Genomic DNA, 14,783 nt, shown 5'->3' with positions numbered 1-14,783 from the left:
CGCCACTGACAACGGCGCCTACTGGCGGTACCCGCCGAGGAACCGCCCGATCCGCCCGATCGCCGCCTCCAGGTCCTCGGCGTGCGGCAGGGTCAGGATGCGGAAGTGGTCCGGGGTCGGCCAGTTGAAGCCGGTGCCCTGGACCACCTGGATCTTCTCCCGCAGCAGCAGGTCCAGCACGAACCGCTCGTCGTCATGGATCCTGTGCACCTTGGGGTCCAGGCGCGGGAAGGCGTACAGCGCGCCCTTCGGCTTCACGCACGTCACGCCGGGGATCTCGTTGAGCTTCTGCCAGGCCACGTCCCGCTGTTCCCGCAGCCGCCCGCCCGGCCTGGTCAGCTCGTCGATGGACTGCCGGCCGCCGAGCGCGGCCTGGATGGCGTACTGGGCGGGCGCGTTGGCGCACAGCCGCATGGAGGCCAGCATCGTGAGGCCCTCCAGGTAGTCCTTGGCGTGCTGCCTGGGGCCCGTGACCACCATCCAGCCGGAGCGGAAGCCCGCCACACGGTACGTCTTCGACAGGCCGCAGAAGGTGAGGACCACCAGGTCGGGGGCGAGGGCCGCGGCCGAGTGGTGCACCGCGTCGTCGTAGAGGATCTGGTCGTAGATCTCGTCGGCGAACACCATCAGGCCGTGCCGCCGGGCGAGGTCGAGGATGCCCTCGACGATCTCCTTCGGGTAGACCGCGCCCGTGGGGTTGTTGGGGTTGATGATCACGACCGCCTTCGTACGGTCGGTGATCTTCGACGCCATGTCGTCCAGGTCCGGGTACCAGTCGGCCTGCTCGTCGCACAGGTAGTGGACCGCCTTGCCGCCCGCGAGGGTCGTGACCGCCGTCCAGAGGGGGAAGTCGGGGGCGGGGATCAGGATCTCGTCGCCGTCCTCGATCAGCGCCTGGACGGCCATCGAGACCAGCTCGGACACGCCGTTGCCGAGGAAGACGTCGTCGACGTCCACCTCCAGGCCGAGCGTCTGGTAGCGCTGGGCGACCGCCCGGCGGGCGGAGAGGACGCCGCGCGAGTCGGTGTAACCGTGCGCCCGGGGCAGCATCCGGATCATGTCCTGGATGATCTCCTCCGGCGCCTCGAACCCGAAGAGCGCCGGATTGCCGGTGTTCAGGCGCAGCACGCTGTGACCCGCCTCCTCCAGCGCGTCGGCGTGTTCGATGACCGGGCCGCGGATCTCGTAACAGACCTCGCTCAGCTTGCTCGACTGCCGGAACTCCATGCGCGCTTCCCCTCCGGAATCTGGTGTTGCTTGGTTTTACCAAGTACGCGCTTGGAAAGTCCAACAACTTGTCTAGACTGCGTCGCATGCCACCTCGCCGAAGCTACGACCAGTACTGTTCCGTCGCCCGCGCCCTCGACCTCGTCGGCGACCGCTGGACCCTGCTGATCGTCCGGGAGCTCCTCGCCGGTCCCCGCCGCTACACCGACCTGCACGCCGATCTGCCCGGCGTCAGCACGGACGTACTCGCCTCGCGGCTGAAGGACATGGAGCGCGACGGCCTCGCGACCCGCCGCAGGCTGCCCCCGCCCGGCGCGGCCTACGTGTACGAAGTCACCCCTCGGGGACGGGAGTTGCTGCCCGTGCTCCAGGCGCTGGGCGCGTGGGGGCAGGCGGAACTCGGGGAACGGCGCCCCACGGACGCGGTACGGGCCCACTGGTTCGCCCTGCCGCTGCTGCGCCTGCTAGACGGCGAGGGGCTCGTCGAAGTCCGTCTGGAGGAGGGGCAGTTCCATCTCCATGCCGGCGCCGAGGACGGGCCCGTCTACGGTGACGGGCCCGCGCCCGGGGAGCCGGACGCCCGGCTGGTCCTGGACACCGGCACCTGCACGGCCCTCGGGCGGGGGGAGCTGAGCCTGGCACAGGCCGTGCGGGACGGGCGGATCGAGGTGACCGGCGAGGGCACTCTCGCCAAGGCGCTGAAGGAGGCCTGAACAGGAAGAAGGCCCGCACAGGGCGGGCCTTCCGAGTCATCGGGTCAGCGCGTCATCGGGCCATCGAGACGCCGCCTCACCGAGCCATCGCCTCACCGTCAGGCCGCGGGCGGCACACGGGACGGCCGTCCCGCGCCGCGCGTCAACCTGTACCCGGCGACGCCCGCCAGCGCCGCCAGCATTCCGCCCACCACGGTCCACACCCACCGGTCCGACCACCAGCCGGACGCCCAGCCGTCCTCGGGTTCAAGGCCGAACAGCACGGCCCGGTCCTCCTTCTCACCCTCGGACTTCACCGCGATGCCCGGCACCAGCGGCTCCGACAGCGAGCCGTCCACCGCCGCCGAGCCGCCGATCTCCTTGGATTCCACGCGCATGTCGGTGTCGACCCGGAGCCCCAGATCGGAGGTGGGCACGCCGGTGACCGTCAGCCGGACGTAGTACGTGCCCGGCAGCGGGTCGTTCGCCCACGGCTCCGACCAGGCGCGGACCGTGCGCAGCACACAGGCCAGCTCCACGGAGGCCGAGTCCGCCGCCGCGGTGCGCGTCTGTGCCCCGTACTGGCAGGCCTGACGCCGGCGCAGACCGTCGTACACGTCGATCTGCCAGGTCTGCGCGGCATGGGTGTCCGGCAGCTTCACCGTCGCCCGGACCGTCGGGCGCTGTCCGGTGTCGGCGGGGAACGACCAGTACAGGTAGTCGCCCGTGGAGCCGCTCGCCGTGGCCCGCTGCCCCTGCTCGATCTCGGTCGCCGTGCGGAAGGAGGTGCCCGCCTGCGTGGGTGCCGACGAGGTGTCCTGCGAGGGACTCGGCGAGGAGTCGGCCGCGGCCGGACCGGCCGCCAGTCCGAGGGCCAGCAACGCGGCGCTCACCACGCGTACCGCCCCGACACGTACCGTCCCAACACGTACCGTTCGCATCAGTTGGTCCTCCAGACCGCGACCCGCCAGCGCGACAGCCAGCCCCAGACGAGACCGGCGAGGAAGCCGGTGAGAATCAGCACGCCCAGCAGCCACCAGCCGCGCCCCAGGCCGAAGGAGGCCACGTCGCTCGCGTGCGACGGACCGTCCACCACGTCCACCGTCAGCTCCAGCGGCAGACCGGGCGTGGTCTTCACCCCGGAGGCGGCCGAGTAGGAGTTGGTGACCGCGAGGCACACCGCCTCCGCCGCCGGCTTGTCGCTGTCGGAGTCCTCGCGCTCGGGCTTCGGATAGCGCAGACCGGTCGAGATCACGTCGGTCCGCCCGCCGCCCGCCGCCTCACCGCGCACGATCTCCCGGCCGTGCACCGTGACGGCCCGCAGCAGCACCCCGTAATCCGGGTTCACCGCCCGGTCCGCCGCCACGCTCACCGAGGCACGCAGCTCCTGGCCCGGCAGGACGTCGACGCGGTACCAGCGCTGCTGCCCGAACTCCTCCCGGTCGGTGTACAGGCCGGACTTCAGCGTCGGCGCCTTCGCGCACTCGGTCGCGCCCTCGGTGGCCACCGGCGTCACCACCGGATCGGCCGCCCGGTCGACCAACTGGTTGACACGGTCGGTCAGTTCGTCCTGGTGCTCGACGGACGTGTACGTGCCGCCGGTCGCCTCGGCGATGCAGCTGAGCTGCCTGCTCAGCTTGGCGGTCGGCACCAGGCCCAGGGTGTCGATGGTCAGGCCGATGCCCTTGGCGGCGATCTCGCGAGCCACCTCGCACGGGTCGAGCGGGGCGCAGGTGTCCTCGCCGTCGCTGATCAGCACGATGCGCTTGGAGCCGTCCCCGCCGTCCCCGCCGTCCAGGTCGCCGGCCGCCTTCAGCAGCGCCGGGCCGATCGGAGTCCAGCCCGTCGGGGTGAGCGTGGCGACGGCCGTCTTGGCCTCGGTGCGGTCCAGGGGGCCGACCGGGTAGAGCTGTGCGGTGTCCTTGCAGCCCGTCTTCCGGTCGTCCCCCGGGTAGTCGGCCCCGAGGGTGCGGATGCCGAGCTCGACCTCCTCCGGCGTCGCGTCGAGCACCTCGTTGAACGCCTTCTTCGCGGCGGCCATCCGCGACTGCCCGTCGATGTCCCGGGCCCGCATCGAACCGCTGACGTCGAGGACGAGGTCGACCTTGGGGGCGTCCTGGCCCGTGGGTTCACCGGCGGCCGCTCCGGCCGGGAAGGCCAACCCGGCCGTCAACACGGCGAGCAGGGCACAGACCACTGCCGCCGGCCGTTTTCTTGTGATCATCGGCGGATCCTATTGATCCCCGGTGGCTTGCTCCAAAACGAGCCTCAGACAAGAGGATTGGGGAGCTCCGCCCACTGGTCCCCGGCCGGCCGCGGGGAGAGCCGCATCAGCGTCAGCGCCTTCGCGGGCAGCGGGTCGACGCGCAGCGCCGCGAGGTCCGGGGTGTCCGGCAGATCCCGCAGGGCCGTCCGGAGCGCCTGAGCGAGCACCGCCCCCGATCCGGCCGTGCCCGCCAGCGCGCCCGCCACGAGCGAGCCGAACAGCTTGCGCCGGAGCGCGCGTTCGTCGTCCGTGACCATGCGGGCGGGCAGGTCCGGCACCGTGATGCCGTGCCGGGCGAGGCGGGCCGGGCTGACCCGGATGTCGGCCAGGTCCCGGTAGACCAGCCGCAGCGGATCGCCCGCCGGCGAGAGGACCACCAGGAGGTTCTGGCCGTGCGCCTCCAGCGCCACGCCCAGCTCCAGCAGCCGCAGGCCGACGCCGAGAGCGAGCCGCGCGAAGCCGGCCAGCCACCCGGGGGAGCGGGGGAGCGCGGTGGTGGCGAGCGCCGCCACCGGCAGGACGCGCTCGCCGCTCGCCGCGTACGCCTGCGGCGACTCCCGCAGCACGGCCGCGAAGTCGGGGGAGCCGGCCGCCGCCGCGCCCAGCGTCCGGGTCATGTGCAGCAGGCCGTCCGTGTGCGCCGCCGGAGTCTCGGCGAAGCCGGACAGCATCGCTGACGCGGCGACCGAGGGCAGCGAGATGTCCCGCACCGACGACGTCAGCCGGGCGCTGAGCGAGGTCTTGACGTGCGGCCCGCCGGCCAGGGCGAGGGTCCGCAGGGACATCAGCGGATGGGCGGGGCGCCGCTCCTCGCACCCCCGCTTCAGCACATGCGCCGCCTGCCAGGGATGCACCGGCAGCACCACACGCTCCCCGTCCCGCAGCTCCCGCGGCCACACGCCGGTCACCAGGCACTCCTCCGCCCGCACCGGCACCAGCCCGAGTTCCACGACCGGCCGGTGCTCGGGCCCGTAGGCGAGCTGCTCGGCCACCGAGAAACCGGGCCGGGACCGGCAGGTGGGGTGGAACGGGTGCCCGTCGACGATCCGCTGCTCCCACGCCCAGTCGCTCTCCGGCCACGCCTCCGTTCCGTGCCCCTCCTGCGCCGCCCTCGACAGCGCCAACGAGGCCACGCTGTGCCCGACTTCGGCGGCGAAGGACGCGGAGCGCGGCACGGCGAGGTCCGCCACCAGCCGGGCCGGATCGTCGTACTCCGCCTCGTCGAGCAGTACGACGGAGACGTACGCGCCGGTCGCGTACGGATCCGGCCGGGGGCCGTGCAGCCGGCGGCCGTCGGACAGCCACAGGGTCAGGCCGTCCCCGCCCCGCTCCCTGCGGACGACCCAGGGCAGCGGATCGTGGGCGAGACCGCGCCACAACCGGGACAGCACGGCCGCCCGGGCGCCGGGCAGTTCTGCCTCGTACCGCGGCACGAGACCGGGCCGCACGACGGCCAGTTCGTCGGCGACCTCGGCCTCGGCGGTGGGGGAACGGTGCACGGGCGGGCTCCTCGGGTACGAATAGGGCGTCACGACGGGGTGACGACGTCACACATACTGATCATCTCCGCCCGGAAGTCCGAAGATCCGGAAGGACCACAGGGAACGAGTGGAACGCGTGGACCTCATGCCCCCGCCCGACGGCGGCGACTCCGCCCCCGGCGACCGCGCCCAGGACGATCCGGTCACCGGCGGCCTCGCCGGGCGCGCCGACGCCCACGCCGCCGTGCCGCTGCTGAACTGCCTGCTGCGGGAGGTGGCCCGGCCGGTGCGCCGGACGACCGAGCACCGGGTCTACCACCTGCCCGGCGGGGACCGCCTGCTGCGGGTGCGCGACACGCGGCGGCCCACCGACCCCGAGGTGCGCAACGCCGACGGCTGGCACCCCCTCGGCCACACCGAGCTGGTCAAACTCGTCGCCGAGGAGCTGCGCCGGCACACCGCGCTGTCCAACGACGAACTGCCCGCCGAGATGATCGACAGCCGGGACGCCGTGGCCGTGCTGCTCGCCGCCCGTGCCGGGACCCCCCAGCCCGACGACCCCTACCGGCGCTCCGAGCAGTCCCTCCTGACCGGCCACACCCACCACCCCGCCCCCAAGGCGCGCGGGGGCGGCCCCGCCGCCGGCTGGCTGCCCTACGCGCCGGAGGCGTACACCCGATTCCCGCTGACCCTGCTCGGGCTGCGCGAGGACACCGTCGTCGAGGAGGGCGACACCTCCGCCCTCGACGCCCTCGGCACGGCCCCGCCCGGCTACCGGCTGCTGCCCGCCCACCCCTGGCAGCTCGATCTGGCCGCTTCAGAGCTCGCCGCCCCCTTCGCGGACGGCAGACTCGTCCGGCTCGGCACCACCGCCCCCGGTACCTGGCCGACGGCCGCCGTCCGCACGCTCTACGCGCCCGAGCGGGACCTCTTCCTCAAGTTCAGCCTGGACGTGCGCATCACCAACGACATCCGCCGCCTGTGGCGCCACGACCTGCTCGCCCTGCGCCGGACCGACGCGGCCGTGTGCGCCGCCTTCGAGACCTTCGAAGGCCCCCCGGCCTGGCTGAGCGACCGCGGCTACCGCACCGCCGACTTCGCCTTCGAGGCCCTGGCCTGCCTCGTCCGCGACGGCTTCCGCGACCACCTGCTGCCGGGTGCCACCCCGCTGCTCGCCGCCGGGCTGGTCGAAGGCTTCGACGGCAGCCCGCTCGACCGTGCCGCCGACCCCGGGGCCTGGTGGGCGGCGTATCTCGCGCAGGTGGTGCCGCCGGCGCTGGCCGCCTTCGCCCGGCACGGCGTCGTCATCGAGGCGCATCTGCAGAACACCCTGGTCGCCGTGGACGCCGCGGGCATGCCCGTGCAGGCGCTGTACCGGGACGCCGAGGGCGTGAAACTGCTGCCGGAGGTGTCGCGCGAAGCCGGCTGGGAGCGGCTCGTGTACTGCCTGGTCGTCAACCACCTCGCCGAGATCGCCGGCGCCCTGGCCGAACGCCACCCCGGTTTCGACCCCTGGCCCGCCGCCCGCCGCGAACTCGCCCGCCACGACCTCCCCGAGATCCCCGCGCTGCTCGCCTCACCCACCCTCCCGGCCAAGACGAACCTCCTCCTGCGCTGGACCAACGCGAACGGCGCGGACGCGCGCTACCTGCCGCTGCCCAACCCGCTGCGCGGTGCCTGAAAGCCGCTCACCCGTCCGGACCCTCCGGCGGGGCACGGACGGCGGCCGGCGGTCAGGGTGGTGGTGGCTGTCCGTGCCGCGCCCCATCCGCGAGGAGAGGTATGACCGAGACCGACAGGGCCAGCGCCCTCGCCGCGCAGCCCGCGGGGCACCGTGACCCGGATCCCGCCAAGGCCGATCTCCGGCGGGTCGGGCTGCACCCCGACCACTGGTATCCGGTCGCCCTGTCCCGGCGCCTGCGCCGCGAGCGGGTGCTGGCCACCGCGTTCGCGGGTGAGCGCATCGCCCTCTTCCGCACCCGGAGCGGTGAGGTCCACGCGCTGGAGGACCGCTGCGCCCATCGGCAGGTGCCGCTGAGCATGGGAGTCGTGGAGGGCGAGACACTCCGCTGCCGCTACCACGCCTGGGCCTACCGCGGCGACGGCCGCGTCTCACAGATCCCGTACCTGGCCAAGGGCGACCGCCGGCCGCCCCGCGGTGTGCGCGGCTACCCCGTCCGCGAGGCGTACGGCCTGGTGTTCGTCTTCCCGGGCGACCCGCAGCGGGCCGCGGCCACGCCGCTGCCCGAGCTGCCGGCCTTCGGCTCACCGCGGTACCGGACCATGACGTACTCCAAGACCGTGCGCTGCCACTACTCGTTCATGCACGAGAACCTCCTCGACATGAACCACCAGTTCCTGCACCGGGGCGTGGTCGGCAGACTCCACCCCGAACTGCTGGGCTACCGGAGCGACGAGCGCTCGGTGGAGGCCGGCTACCTGTTCACCCACACCGGGGGAAGACGCAGCCGCAGCGCCGGCCTGCTGGCCTCCGAGGGGGTCGGGGGCGGCACCGCCGATGTCATGACGATCCGCACCGAGTACCCGTACCAGACCCTCGAACTGGTGCCGGAGAACGCCGACCGCCCGGCCTTCCGCCTCTGGGCGGCCTACGTCCCCGAGGACGCCGAGCAGCGCAGGTGTCACGCCTACGGCCTGCTCATGATCGAGAAACCCCGGATCCCCGGCCTCCTCCACCTGGCCTGGCCGTTCGTCCGGCGCTTCACCGAGCGCGTGTTCGCCGAGGACCGCATGGCGGTGGAAGCGGAGCAACGGGCCTGGGACGAGCAGGGGGAGGACCGCAACCACGAGGTGTTCCCGCTGATCCTCGACGTCCGCGAGGTGCTGCGCGCGAACGGCGTCCCCATCGAGGCCCGGCCCGCGGGGTGCGGCGGCGCCTCGCTGTGCGGGGGCGCGCGGCTCTCCGCCGGTGCCCAGGGTCAGGAGTGACCTGACGCCGTGGCCGTGGCGTCCGGCTCAGCGGCTTCCGGTGTGTCCGGGGTGTCCGGCGCGTTGTCGTCCAGGCCACCGCGGAGAGCGGCGATCGCGAAGGCCGTCATGGACGCCAGGCCGAGCAGCGCGAGCGGCCCCCAGATCGCCGGGATCGACCAGAGCGGCCAGTCGTTGGCGGACTGCGCCCACAGCGTCAGGACGGCCGCGCCGGCCATGCCGACGCCGTGCCCCCGTACCACCGAGGCCGCCTTCGCATGACGTCGGTCGCCCCGCGCGAACAGGGGCCACCCCCCGCCGACGACGGCGGGCAGCCCGAACGAGAAGCAGATCAGGGCGCCGCCGAGACGGTCCTCGGGCCACCCGACCGGTGAATCGGACGTCCGCTGCCGCCGATCGCCGTCGTCCCGCACCTCGACGACATCCCCGTGCCAGATCAGGCCCACGACCTTGTCGCCCGGCTCCAGCTCCGACACCACCGGATCGGCGTGCGGGAACGTCACCTCCCAGGGCTTGCCGGAGGGCAGCACCAACTCCGCCTCGGGTGAGGCGTTCCGCTCCCCGCGGTGCGTGTCGGCCCTGCGGACGGTGAACTCCTGCTCCCACCGGCACCCCGACGCCTTCAGCTGGACCGAGGCGCACGCCGGCGCGGCACGGAACTCCCGCTCCCGGTCCAGCGCTCCGCGCACCTCCAGGGCACTGGCCACCCCGAAGACGAGAGCCAGAACCCCCATCAGCAGCCACGCCACGCTCCCCGCCGTACGCCGCTTCCCCGCCCCCACCGAGCCTCCCCGTTCCTCACACAACCCCCTCGAACCGTACCCGAACCCGCCGGCGGGGCCCTGCCCGTGACCGCCGGGCGAAGCCGTAAAGCCGGTCGGCAACTGCCGTCCTGCCCCGGCCCCATGGCAAGATGACCGGCGAACAAGGCGACGGCGGAACGAGGAAGCCGGTGTGAATCCGGCGCGGTCCCGCCACTGTGATCGGTGAGCCGTTCCCGACAGGCCACTGCCCGCGAGGGTGGGAAGGCCGGGACCGGCGTCGACCCGAGAGCCAGGAGACTCACGCGGTCGCCTCCTCGACGAACCACCGGGGCGGATCTCCCCGGGAGAGAGGGAAGGTGCGGCATGTCCGCAACGCCGGCCGGAGGGCTTCCGTGCCGCATCGTCGTGTGCCGGGACTGCTGCTGCGGCAGCGGCAAGGTGACCGGTGTCGACCACACCGCCCAGACCGAGCGGCTGCGCGCTGCCGCGCCGGTCCGGATCTCCGACTGCCTCGACGTCTGCGACCAGGCCAACGTCATCGTCGTCCAGCCCTCCGCCGCGGGCCGGGCGGCCGGCGGGCGGCCGGTGTGGCTCGGGCTGGTCAACGACCCCGCCGCGACCGAGGACATCGTCTACTGGGTCCGGGAGGGCGGTCCCGGTGTCGCCCCCCGGCCCGAGATCCTCGACCTGTACGCCTTCAGCCCGCTCGCGAAACGGCGCCCGGGCCGCTCATGAGGACCACCGGCAGCTTCAGGACTCCTTTCCGTGCATCAGGGCGGGGTCGACCGTGCTGGGGCGTTCCGACCAGAACGCGGGGGCCGTCAGTCGCCACACGACCATCAGGACCACGCCCGTGAGGGCGATGCCGATGCCGATGACGAGCGGTGGGCCGATCCCGAACCACGAGACGCCGCTGTAGGAGTTGGCGGGGTCGGCCATGTCCGACACGGACTCCACCAGCAGCCATGCCAGCAGCCCGGCACCGACCAGCGGGCCGAGGCCGATCAGCAGGAAGTCGCGGACGCTGCGGGTCAGTTCGCGGCGGTAGTAGACCGCGCACGCCAGACCCGTGAGCGCGTAGTAGAACGCGATCAGCAGGGACAGGGCGGTCAGGGAGTCGAAGAGCGCGTTCTCGCTGATGTGGAAGAGGACGAGGTACCAGACGATGGCGATGCCCGCGACCCACCAGGTGCTCACGTCGGGGGTGCGGTACCGCGGGTGGATGCGGCCGAAGTGCGCGGGCAGGGCGTGCCGGCGTGCCATGGACAGCCCGGTGCGCGAGGCCGGGATGATCGTCGTCTGCGTGGAGGCGAGCGCGGACGTCGACACCGCCAGCAGCACCACCCAGTCCCAGCCGCCCATCGCCTCCTCGGCGAGCAGCGCGAAGATGAACTCCTCCTCCGCCGCGTTCTCGGCGAGGTAGGCCGTCCCGGCGTAGGCCACGACCGCGAAGGCGACCGCGACGTAGGTCACCAGCAGCAGCACCGTCGACCACACGGCCGCCTTGCCGGGCGCGATCGCCGAGTCCTCGACCTCCTCGGTGAGGTTGACCGCCGACTCCCAGCCCCAGTAGATGAACACGCCCAGCAGCAGGGACGAGGTGAGCGGCGCCCCGCCGGCTCCGAACGGGTTCAGCCAGCTGATCTTCGGCTCGACGGAGTCCAGGGTGCCGGTGTCGGCGTAGACGCGGTACAGGGCCACCACGGCGAAGGCGAGCAGGCAGGCGACCTGCGCCAGGATGAGGACGTTCTGCACCTTGGCCGACACGTCGATGCCGATGACGCAGACGGCCGTCATCACCAGGATGAGCAGCACGGTGAGCACCTGGCGCACGACGTCGTTGTCGGCCCAGCTGTCCAGGCCGACGGCGAGCAGGAAGAAGGTCACGGCGACGTCCGCGAGCGACCCGACCACCAGCACACCCGTCATCGTGATGGCCCAGCCGCCGAGCCATCCCGCCCACGGTCCCATGGCCCGGGTGACCCACGAGAAGGTCGTGCCGCAGTCCTGGTCCACCTTGTTGAGGTAGTAGAACGCGGACGCGATCAGCAGCATGGGCACGAACGACGCGACCATCACCCCGGGGGCGTAGATGCCGACCAGCGCCACGACCGGGCCGATGACCGCTGCCACGGAGTAGGCCGGGGAGGTCGCGTTGAGCCCGATGACCAGCGCGTCGAGGAACCCGATCGCGTCGGGCTTCAGACTCGCGGACGGTGGCGGCCCCGCGCCCGTGATCTCGTCGGCCATGCGCTTCACTCCCGTTGTGCGTGGACGGCTCCATACAACAGGCAGGGGTGAGGCATTTTTGCCATTGATGGCGCTTTCGTGGTTTATGTCGGGCTCCGGTCGGCATCAGGAATCGCTTCCGCGTACGAGGTGCCCGGTACGGTTGAGGGATGCTGCCCGAGGTCACCGCCACCCGCTACATCGCGCCCCTGCGTTCCGGCGGCTCCGTCCCCGGCATCGTGGAGGCCGACGACCTGGGTACCTACGTCGTGAAGTTCACCGGCTCCGCACAGGGCCGCAAGGCACTGGTCGCCGAGGTCGTCGTGGGTGAACTGGCCCGGGCTCTCGGGCTGCGGTTCCCCGAGCTGGTCCTGGTGCGCTTCGACCCGGGAATCGCCGACAACGAGCCGCACCAGGAGGTGCGGGAGCTGCACGCGGCCAGCGCGGGTGTGAACCTCGGCATGGACTACCTGCCGGGCGCCCGGGACCTCACGCCCGAGGTCGCGCGGGTCTTCCCCGTCGATCCCCTGGAGGCGGGGCGGATCGTCTGGCTCGACGCGCTGACCGTGAACGTCGACCGCACCGTCCACAGCTCCAACCTGATGGTCTGGCCCACCCTGGGCGTCGCACCCCCGCGCCTGTGGCTCATCGACCACGGCGCCGCCCTCGTCTTCCACCACCGTTGGGACGGCTCCGACCCCGCCAAGGCCTACGACTTCCGGCACCACGCCCTCGGCCACTACGGCCCCGACGTCCGGGCGGCCGACGCCGAGCTCGCGCCCAGGGTGACCGAGGAGCTGCTGCGCCGGATCCTCGGCCAGGTCCCGGACGCCTGGCTGGCGGACGAGCCGGGCTTCGCCACGCCGGACGCGGCGCGCGAGGCGTACGTGGCGTACCTCCACGCGCGCGTGCGGTCCTCGAAGGCCTGGCTGCCCACCGGCTTCCCCTCCCGGGAGGAGCTCGCCGCCGAGGAGGCCCTGCGCGCGGCGAGGAACCAGCAAGGACGCCCCGCGTGGCTGAAGCAGGTGCCCGACCTGCACGGCAAGCCCGCGGCCCGACAGGATTGGTCGGTACATCTCGGATGACGGACGTTGAGCGCGTCGAGATCGAGTACTGCACCCAGTGCCGCTGGCTGCCCCGCGCGGCATGGCTGGCGCAGGAGTTGCTCACGACCTTCGAGGCCGAACTGACGGAGCTGGCGCTGAAGCCCGGCAAGGGCGGGGTGTTCGTCGTCCGCGTCGGCGACGAGGTGGTATGGGACCGCCGCGAGCAGGGCTTCCCCGAGCCGACGGCCGTGAAGAAGGCCGTACGCGACCGAGTGGCCCCGGGCAAGTCCCTGGGCCACTCGGAGCGGTAGCGGCCGTTCAGCCCTTGAGCTGCTCGTACGCCGGCAGGGTCAGGAAGTCGGCGTAGTCCTCGTCGAGGGAGACCTTCAGCAGCAGGTCGTGCGCCTGCTGCCAGTTGCCGGCCGCGAAGGCCTCGTCACCGATCTCGGCGCGGACGTTCGCCAGTTCCTCGGCGGCGACCTTGCGGGCCAGCTCGGCGGTGACCTGCTCGCCGTTGTCGAGGACGACGCCCGCGTTGATCCACTGCCAGATCTGGGAGCGGGAGATCTCGGCGGTGGCCGCGTCCTCCATCAGGTTGAAGATCGCGACCGCGCCGAGGCCGCGCAGCCAGGCCTCGATGTAACGGATGCCGACCTGCACGGCGTTGACCAGTCCCGCGTAGGTGGGCTTGGCGTCGAGGGAGTCGATGGCGATCAGGTCGGCCGCCTTGACGTCGACGTCCTCGCGCAGCCGGTCCTTCTGGTGGGGCTTCTCGCCGAGCACCTTGTCGAAGGACTCCATGGCGATCGGCACCAGGTCGGGGTGGGCGACCCAGGAGCCGTCGAAACCGTCGTTCGCCTCGCGGTCCTTGTCGGCCCGCACCTTCTCGAAGGCGACCTTGTTGACCTCGGCGTCCCGGCGGGACGGGATGAACGCGGCCATGCCGCCGATCGCGTGAGCTCCGCGCTTGTGGCAGGTGCGGACGAGGAGTTCGGTGTAGGCGCGCATGAACGGGGCGGTCATCGTCACCGCGTTGCGGTCCGGCAGGACGAACTTGGCGCCGCCGTCCCGGAAGTTCTTGACGATGGAGAACAGGTAGTCCCAGCGACCCGCGTTCAGCCCGGAGGCGTGGTCGCGCAGCTCGTAGAGGATCTCCTCCATCTCGTACGCGGCCGTGATCGTCTCGATCAGGACGGTCGCCCGGACGGTGCCCTGCGGGATGCCGACGTACTCCTGCGCGAAGACGAAGACCTCGTTCCAGAGGCGGGCCTCCAGGTGCGACTCCGTCTTGGGGAGGTAGAAGTACGGGCCCTTGCCCAGGCCCAGCAGGCGCTTGGCGTTGTGGAAGAAGTACAGCCCGAAGTCGACGAGCGCGCCGGGCACCGGGGTGCCGTCCGCGTCGACGAGGTGACGCTCGTTCAGGTGCCAGCCGCGCGGGCGCATCACGACCGTGGCGAGTTCCTCGTTCGCCTTCAGCGCGTACGACTTGCCGGACTTCGGGTCCGTGAAGTCGATGTTCCGGGTGTAGGCGTCGATCAGGTTGAGCTGGCCGAGGACCACGTTCTCCCAGGTGGGCGCGGAGGCGTCCTCGAAGTCCGCGAGCCACACCCTGGCGCCCGAGTTGAGGGCGTTGATGGTCATCTTGCGGTCGGTGGGGCCGGTGATCTCGACCCGGCGGTCGTTCAGGGCCTCGGGGGCCGGGCCCACCTTCCAGGAGTCGTCGGCGCGGATCGCGGCCGTCTCCGGGAGGAAGTCGAGGGTGGAGGTGCGCGCGATCTCGGCGCGGCGCTCGGCGCGGCGGGCGAGGAGCTCGTCACGCCGGGGCGTGAACCGCCGGTGCAGCTCGGCCACGAAGGCGAGCGCCGCCTCGGTGAGCACTTCCTCCTGCCGGGGCAGGAGCTCGGCGTCGACGATGGCCAGCGGGGACGGCGCTGGTGCGGACATGGACTGTCACTTCCTTCAGCGAGCTACGAAGACGAGCCGGCGGTTCGGCACCGGGTGCCAGTCTTCCCGGATACGGCGTTTCGCACCCTCAGAGCCCTCGGGCGCTTCTGAACAGTGGATACTAGTTTCCTCATAGTGGAAGTTCAATCGTGTGTTGATGTCGAGATTCTCCGAGTCGAGGCAAG

13 protein-coding genes and 1 riboswitch are annotated in these 14,783 nt (G+C 72.2%); of the genes, 6 read left to right on the top strand and 7 right to left on the bottom strand.

What is annotated here, in order from left to right:
• Positions 1-18 precede the first annotated feature (18 nt).
• Positions 19-1,227 (bottom strand): pyridoxal phosphate-dependent aminotransferase, encoded by a 1,209-nt coding sequence (locus ABEA82_RS22510; RefSeq protein ID WP_345663385.1) that lies wholly within the window; start codon positions 1,225-1,227, stop codon positions 19-21.
• 86 nt (positions 1,228-1,313) lie between these two features.
• Here ABEA82_RS22510 and ABEA82_RS22505 point away from each other — a divergent pair, with 86 nt between their 5' ends.
• Positions 1,314-1,940: a winged helix-turn-helix transcriptional regulator gene (locus tag ABEA82_RS22505; protein WP_345663384.1), complete on the top strand. Its 627-nt coding sequence runs from the start codon at positions 1,314-1,316 to the stop codon at positions 1,938-1,940.
• A gap of 98 nt (positions 1,941-2,038) precedes the next feature.
• Here ABEA82_RS22505 and ABEA82_RS22500 read toward each other — a convergent pair whose 3' ends face one another.
• Genes ABEA82_RS22500 through ABEA82_RS22490 form a run of 3 tightly spaced genes read right to left on the bottom strand, consistent with a single transcriptional unit; the run spans position 2,039 to position 5,684 of the window.
• The gene (locus tag ABEA82_RS22500) at positions 2,039-2,860 is read right to left on the bottom strand and encodes a hypothetical protein (RefSeq protein ID WP_345663383.1); all 822 of its coding nucleotides are present in this window, start codon (positions 2,858-2,860) and stop codon (positions 2,039-2,041) included.
• A complete protein-coding gene (locus ABEA82_RS22495) occupies positions 2,860-4,143 on the bottom strand; it encodes a VWA domain-containing protein (RefSeq protein WP_345663382.1) in 1,284 nt (427 codons plus the stop codon). The genes ABEA82_RS22500 and ABEA82_RS22495 overlap by 1 nt, the downstream gene beginning before the upstream one ends.
• A gap of 44 nt (positions 4,144-4,187) precedes the next feature.
• A complete protein-coding gene (locus ABEA82_RS22490) occupies positions 4,188-5,684 on the bottom strand; it encodes an IucA/IucC family protein (protein ID WP_345663381.1) in 1,497 nt (498 codons plus the stop codon).
• Positions 5,685-5,793: 109 nt separating this feature from the next.
• On the opposite strand from ABEA82_RS22490, the gene ABEA82_RS22485 reads away from it, so the two are divergent.
• Together ABEA82_RS22485 and ABEA82_RS22480 are read left to right on the top strand one after the other, a co-directional pair.
• Entirely contained in the window at positions 5,794-7,347 is a 1,554-nt protein-coding gene (locus ABEA82_RS22485; protein ID WP_345663380.1) for an IucA/IucC family protein, read from the top strand.
• A gap of 101 nt (positions 7,348-7,448) precedes the next feature.
• Positions 7,449-8,615, top strand: a complete 1,167-nt coding sequence (locus ABEA82_RS22480) for a Rieske 2Fe-2S domain-containing protein (protein WP_345663379.1) — start codon at positions 7,449-7,451, stop codon at positions 8,613-8,615.
• Here ABEA82_RS22480 and ABEA82_RS22475 read toward each other — a convergent pair.
• Complete coding sequence (locus ABEA82_RS22475) at positions 8,606-9,397, bottom strand: hypothetical protein (RefSeq protein WP_345663378.1); 792 nt, start codon at positions 9,395-9,397, stop codon at positions 8,606-8,608. The two genes, ABEA82_RS22480 and ABEA82_RS22475, sit on opposite strands and share 10 nt — an antisense overlap.
• Before the next feature lie 160 nt (positions 9,398-9,557).
• Positions 9,558-9,679, top strand: a riboswitch (cobalamin riboswitch).
• Between the two features lie 63 nt (positions 9,680-9,742).
• Here ABEA82_RS22475 and ABEA82_RS22470 point away from each other — a divergent pair.
• The gene (locus ABEA82_RS22470; protein ID WP_345663377.1) at positions 9,743-10,114 is read left to right on the top strand and encodes a (2Fe-2S) ferredoxin domain-containing protein; all 372 of its coding nucleotides are present in this window, start codon (positions 9,743-9,745) and stop codon (positions 10,112-10,114) included.
• Between the two features lie 15 nt (positions 10,115-10,129).
• Here ABEA82_RS22470 and ABEA82_RS22465 read toward each other — a convergent pair whose 3' ends face one another.
• Positions 10,130-11,629 (bottom strand): APC family permease, encoded by a 1,500-nt coding sequence (locus ABEA82_RS22465; protein ID WP_345663376.1) that lies wholly within the window; start codon positions 11,627-11,629, stop codon positions 10,130-10,132.
• A gap of 149 nt (positions 11,630-11,778) precedes the next feature.
• Here ABEA82_RS22465 and ABEA82_RS22460 point away from each other — a divergent pair, with 149 nt between their 5' ends.
• Together ABEA82_RS22460 and ABEA82_RS22455 are read left to right on the top strand one after the other, a co-directional pair.
• Positions 11,779-12,693 carry a HipA family kinase gene (locus ABEA82_RS22460; protein ID WP_345663375.1) on the top strand — a complete coding sequence of 305 codons (915 nt, stop codon included), beginning with the start codon at positions 11,779-11,781 and terminating at the stop codon, positions 12,691-12,693.
• Positions 12,690-12,965, top strand: a complete 276-nt coding sequence (locus ABEA82_RS22455; RefSeq protein WP_345663374.1) for an Rdx family protein — start codon at positions 12,690-12,692, stop codon at positions 12,963-12,965. The genes ABEA82_RS22460 and ABEA82_RS22455 overlap by 4 nt, the downstream gene beginning before the upstream one ends.
• A gap of 7 nt (positions 12,966-12,972) precedes the next feature.
• Here ABEA82_RS22455 and aceB read toward each other — a convergent pair whose 3' ends face one another.
• Entirely contained in the window at positions 12,973-14,598 is a 1,626-nt protein-coding gene (aceB, locus tag ABEA82_RS22450; RefSeq protein ID WP_345663373.1) for a malate synthase A, read from the bottom strand.
• Positions 14,599-14,783: the final 185 nt, after the last annotated feature.

Source organism: Streptomyces venetus (assembly GCF_039540295.1).
GTDB lineage: Bacteria > Actinomycetota > Actinomycetes > Streptomycetales > Streptomycetaceae > Streptomyces > Streptomyces venetus.
The sequence above is the reverse complement of the archived record's forward strand: the minus strand, read 5'-3'. Positions and strand labels throughout refer to the sequence as shown.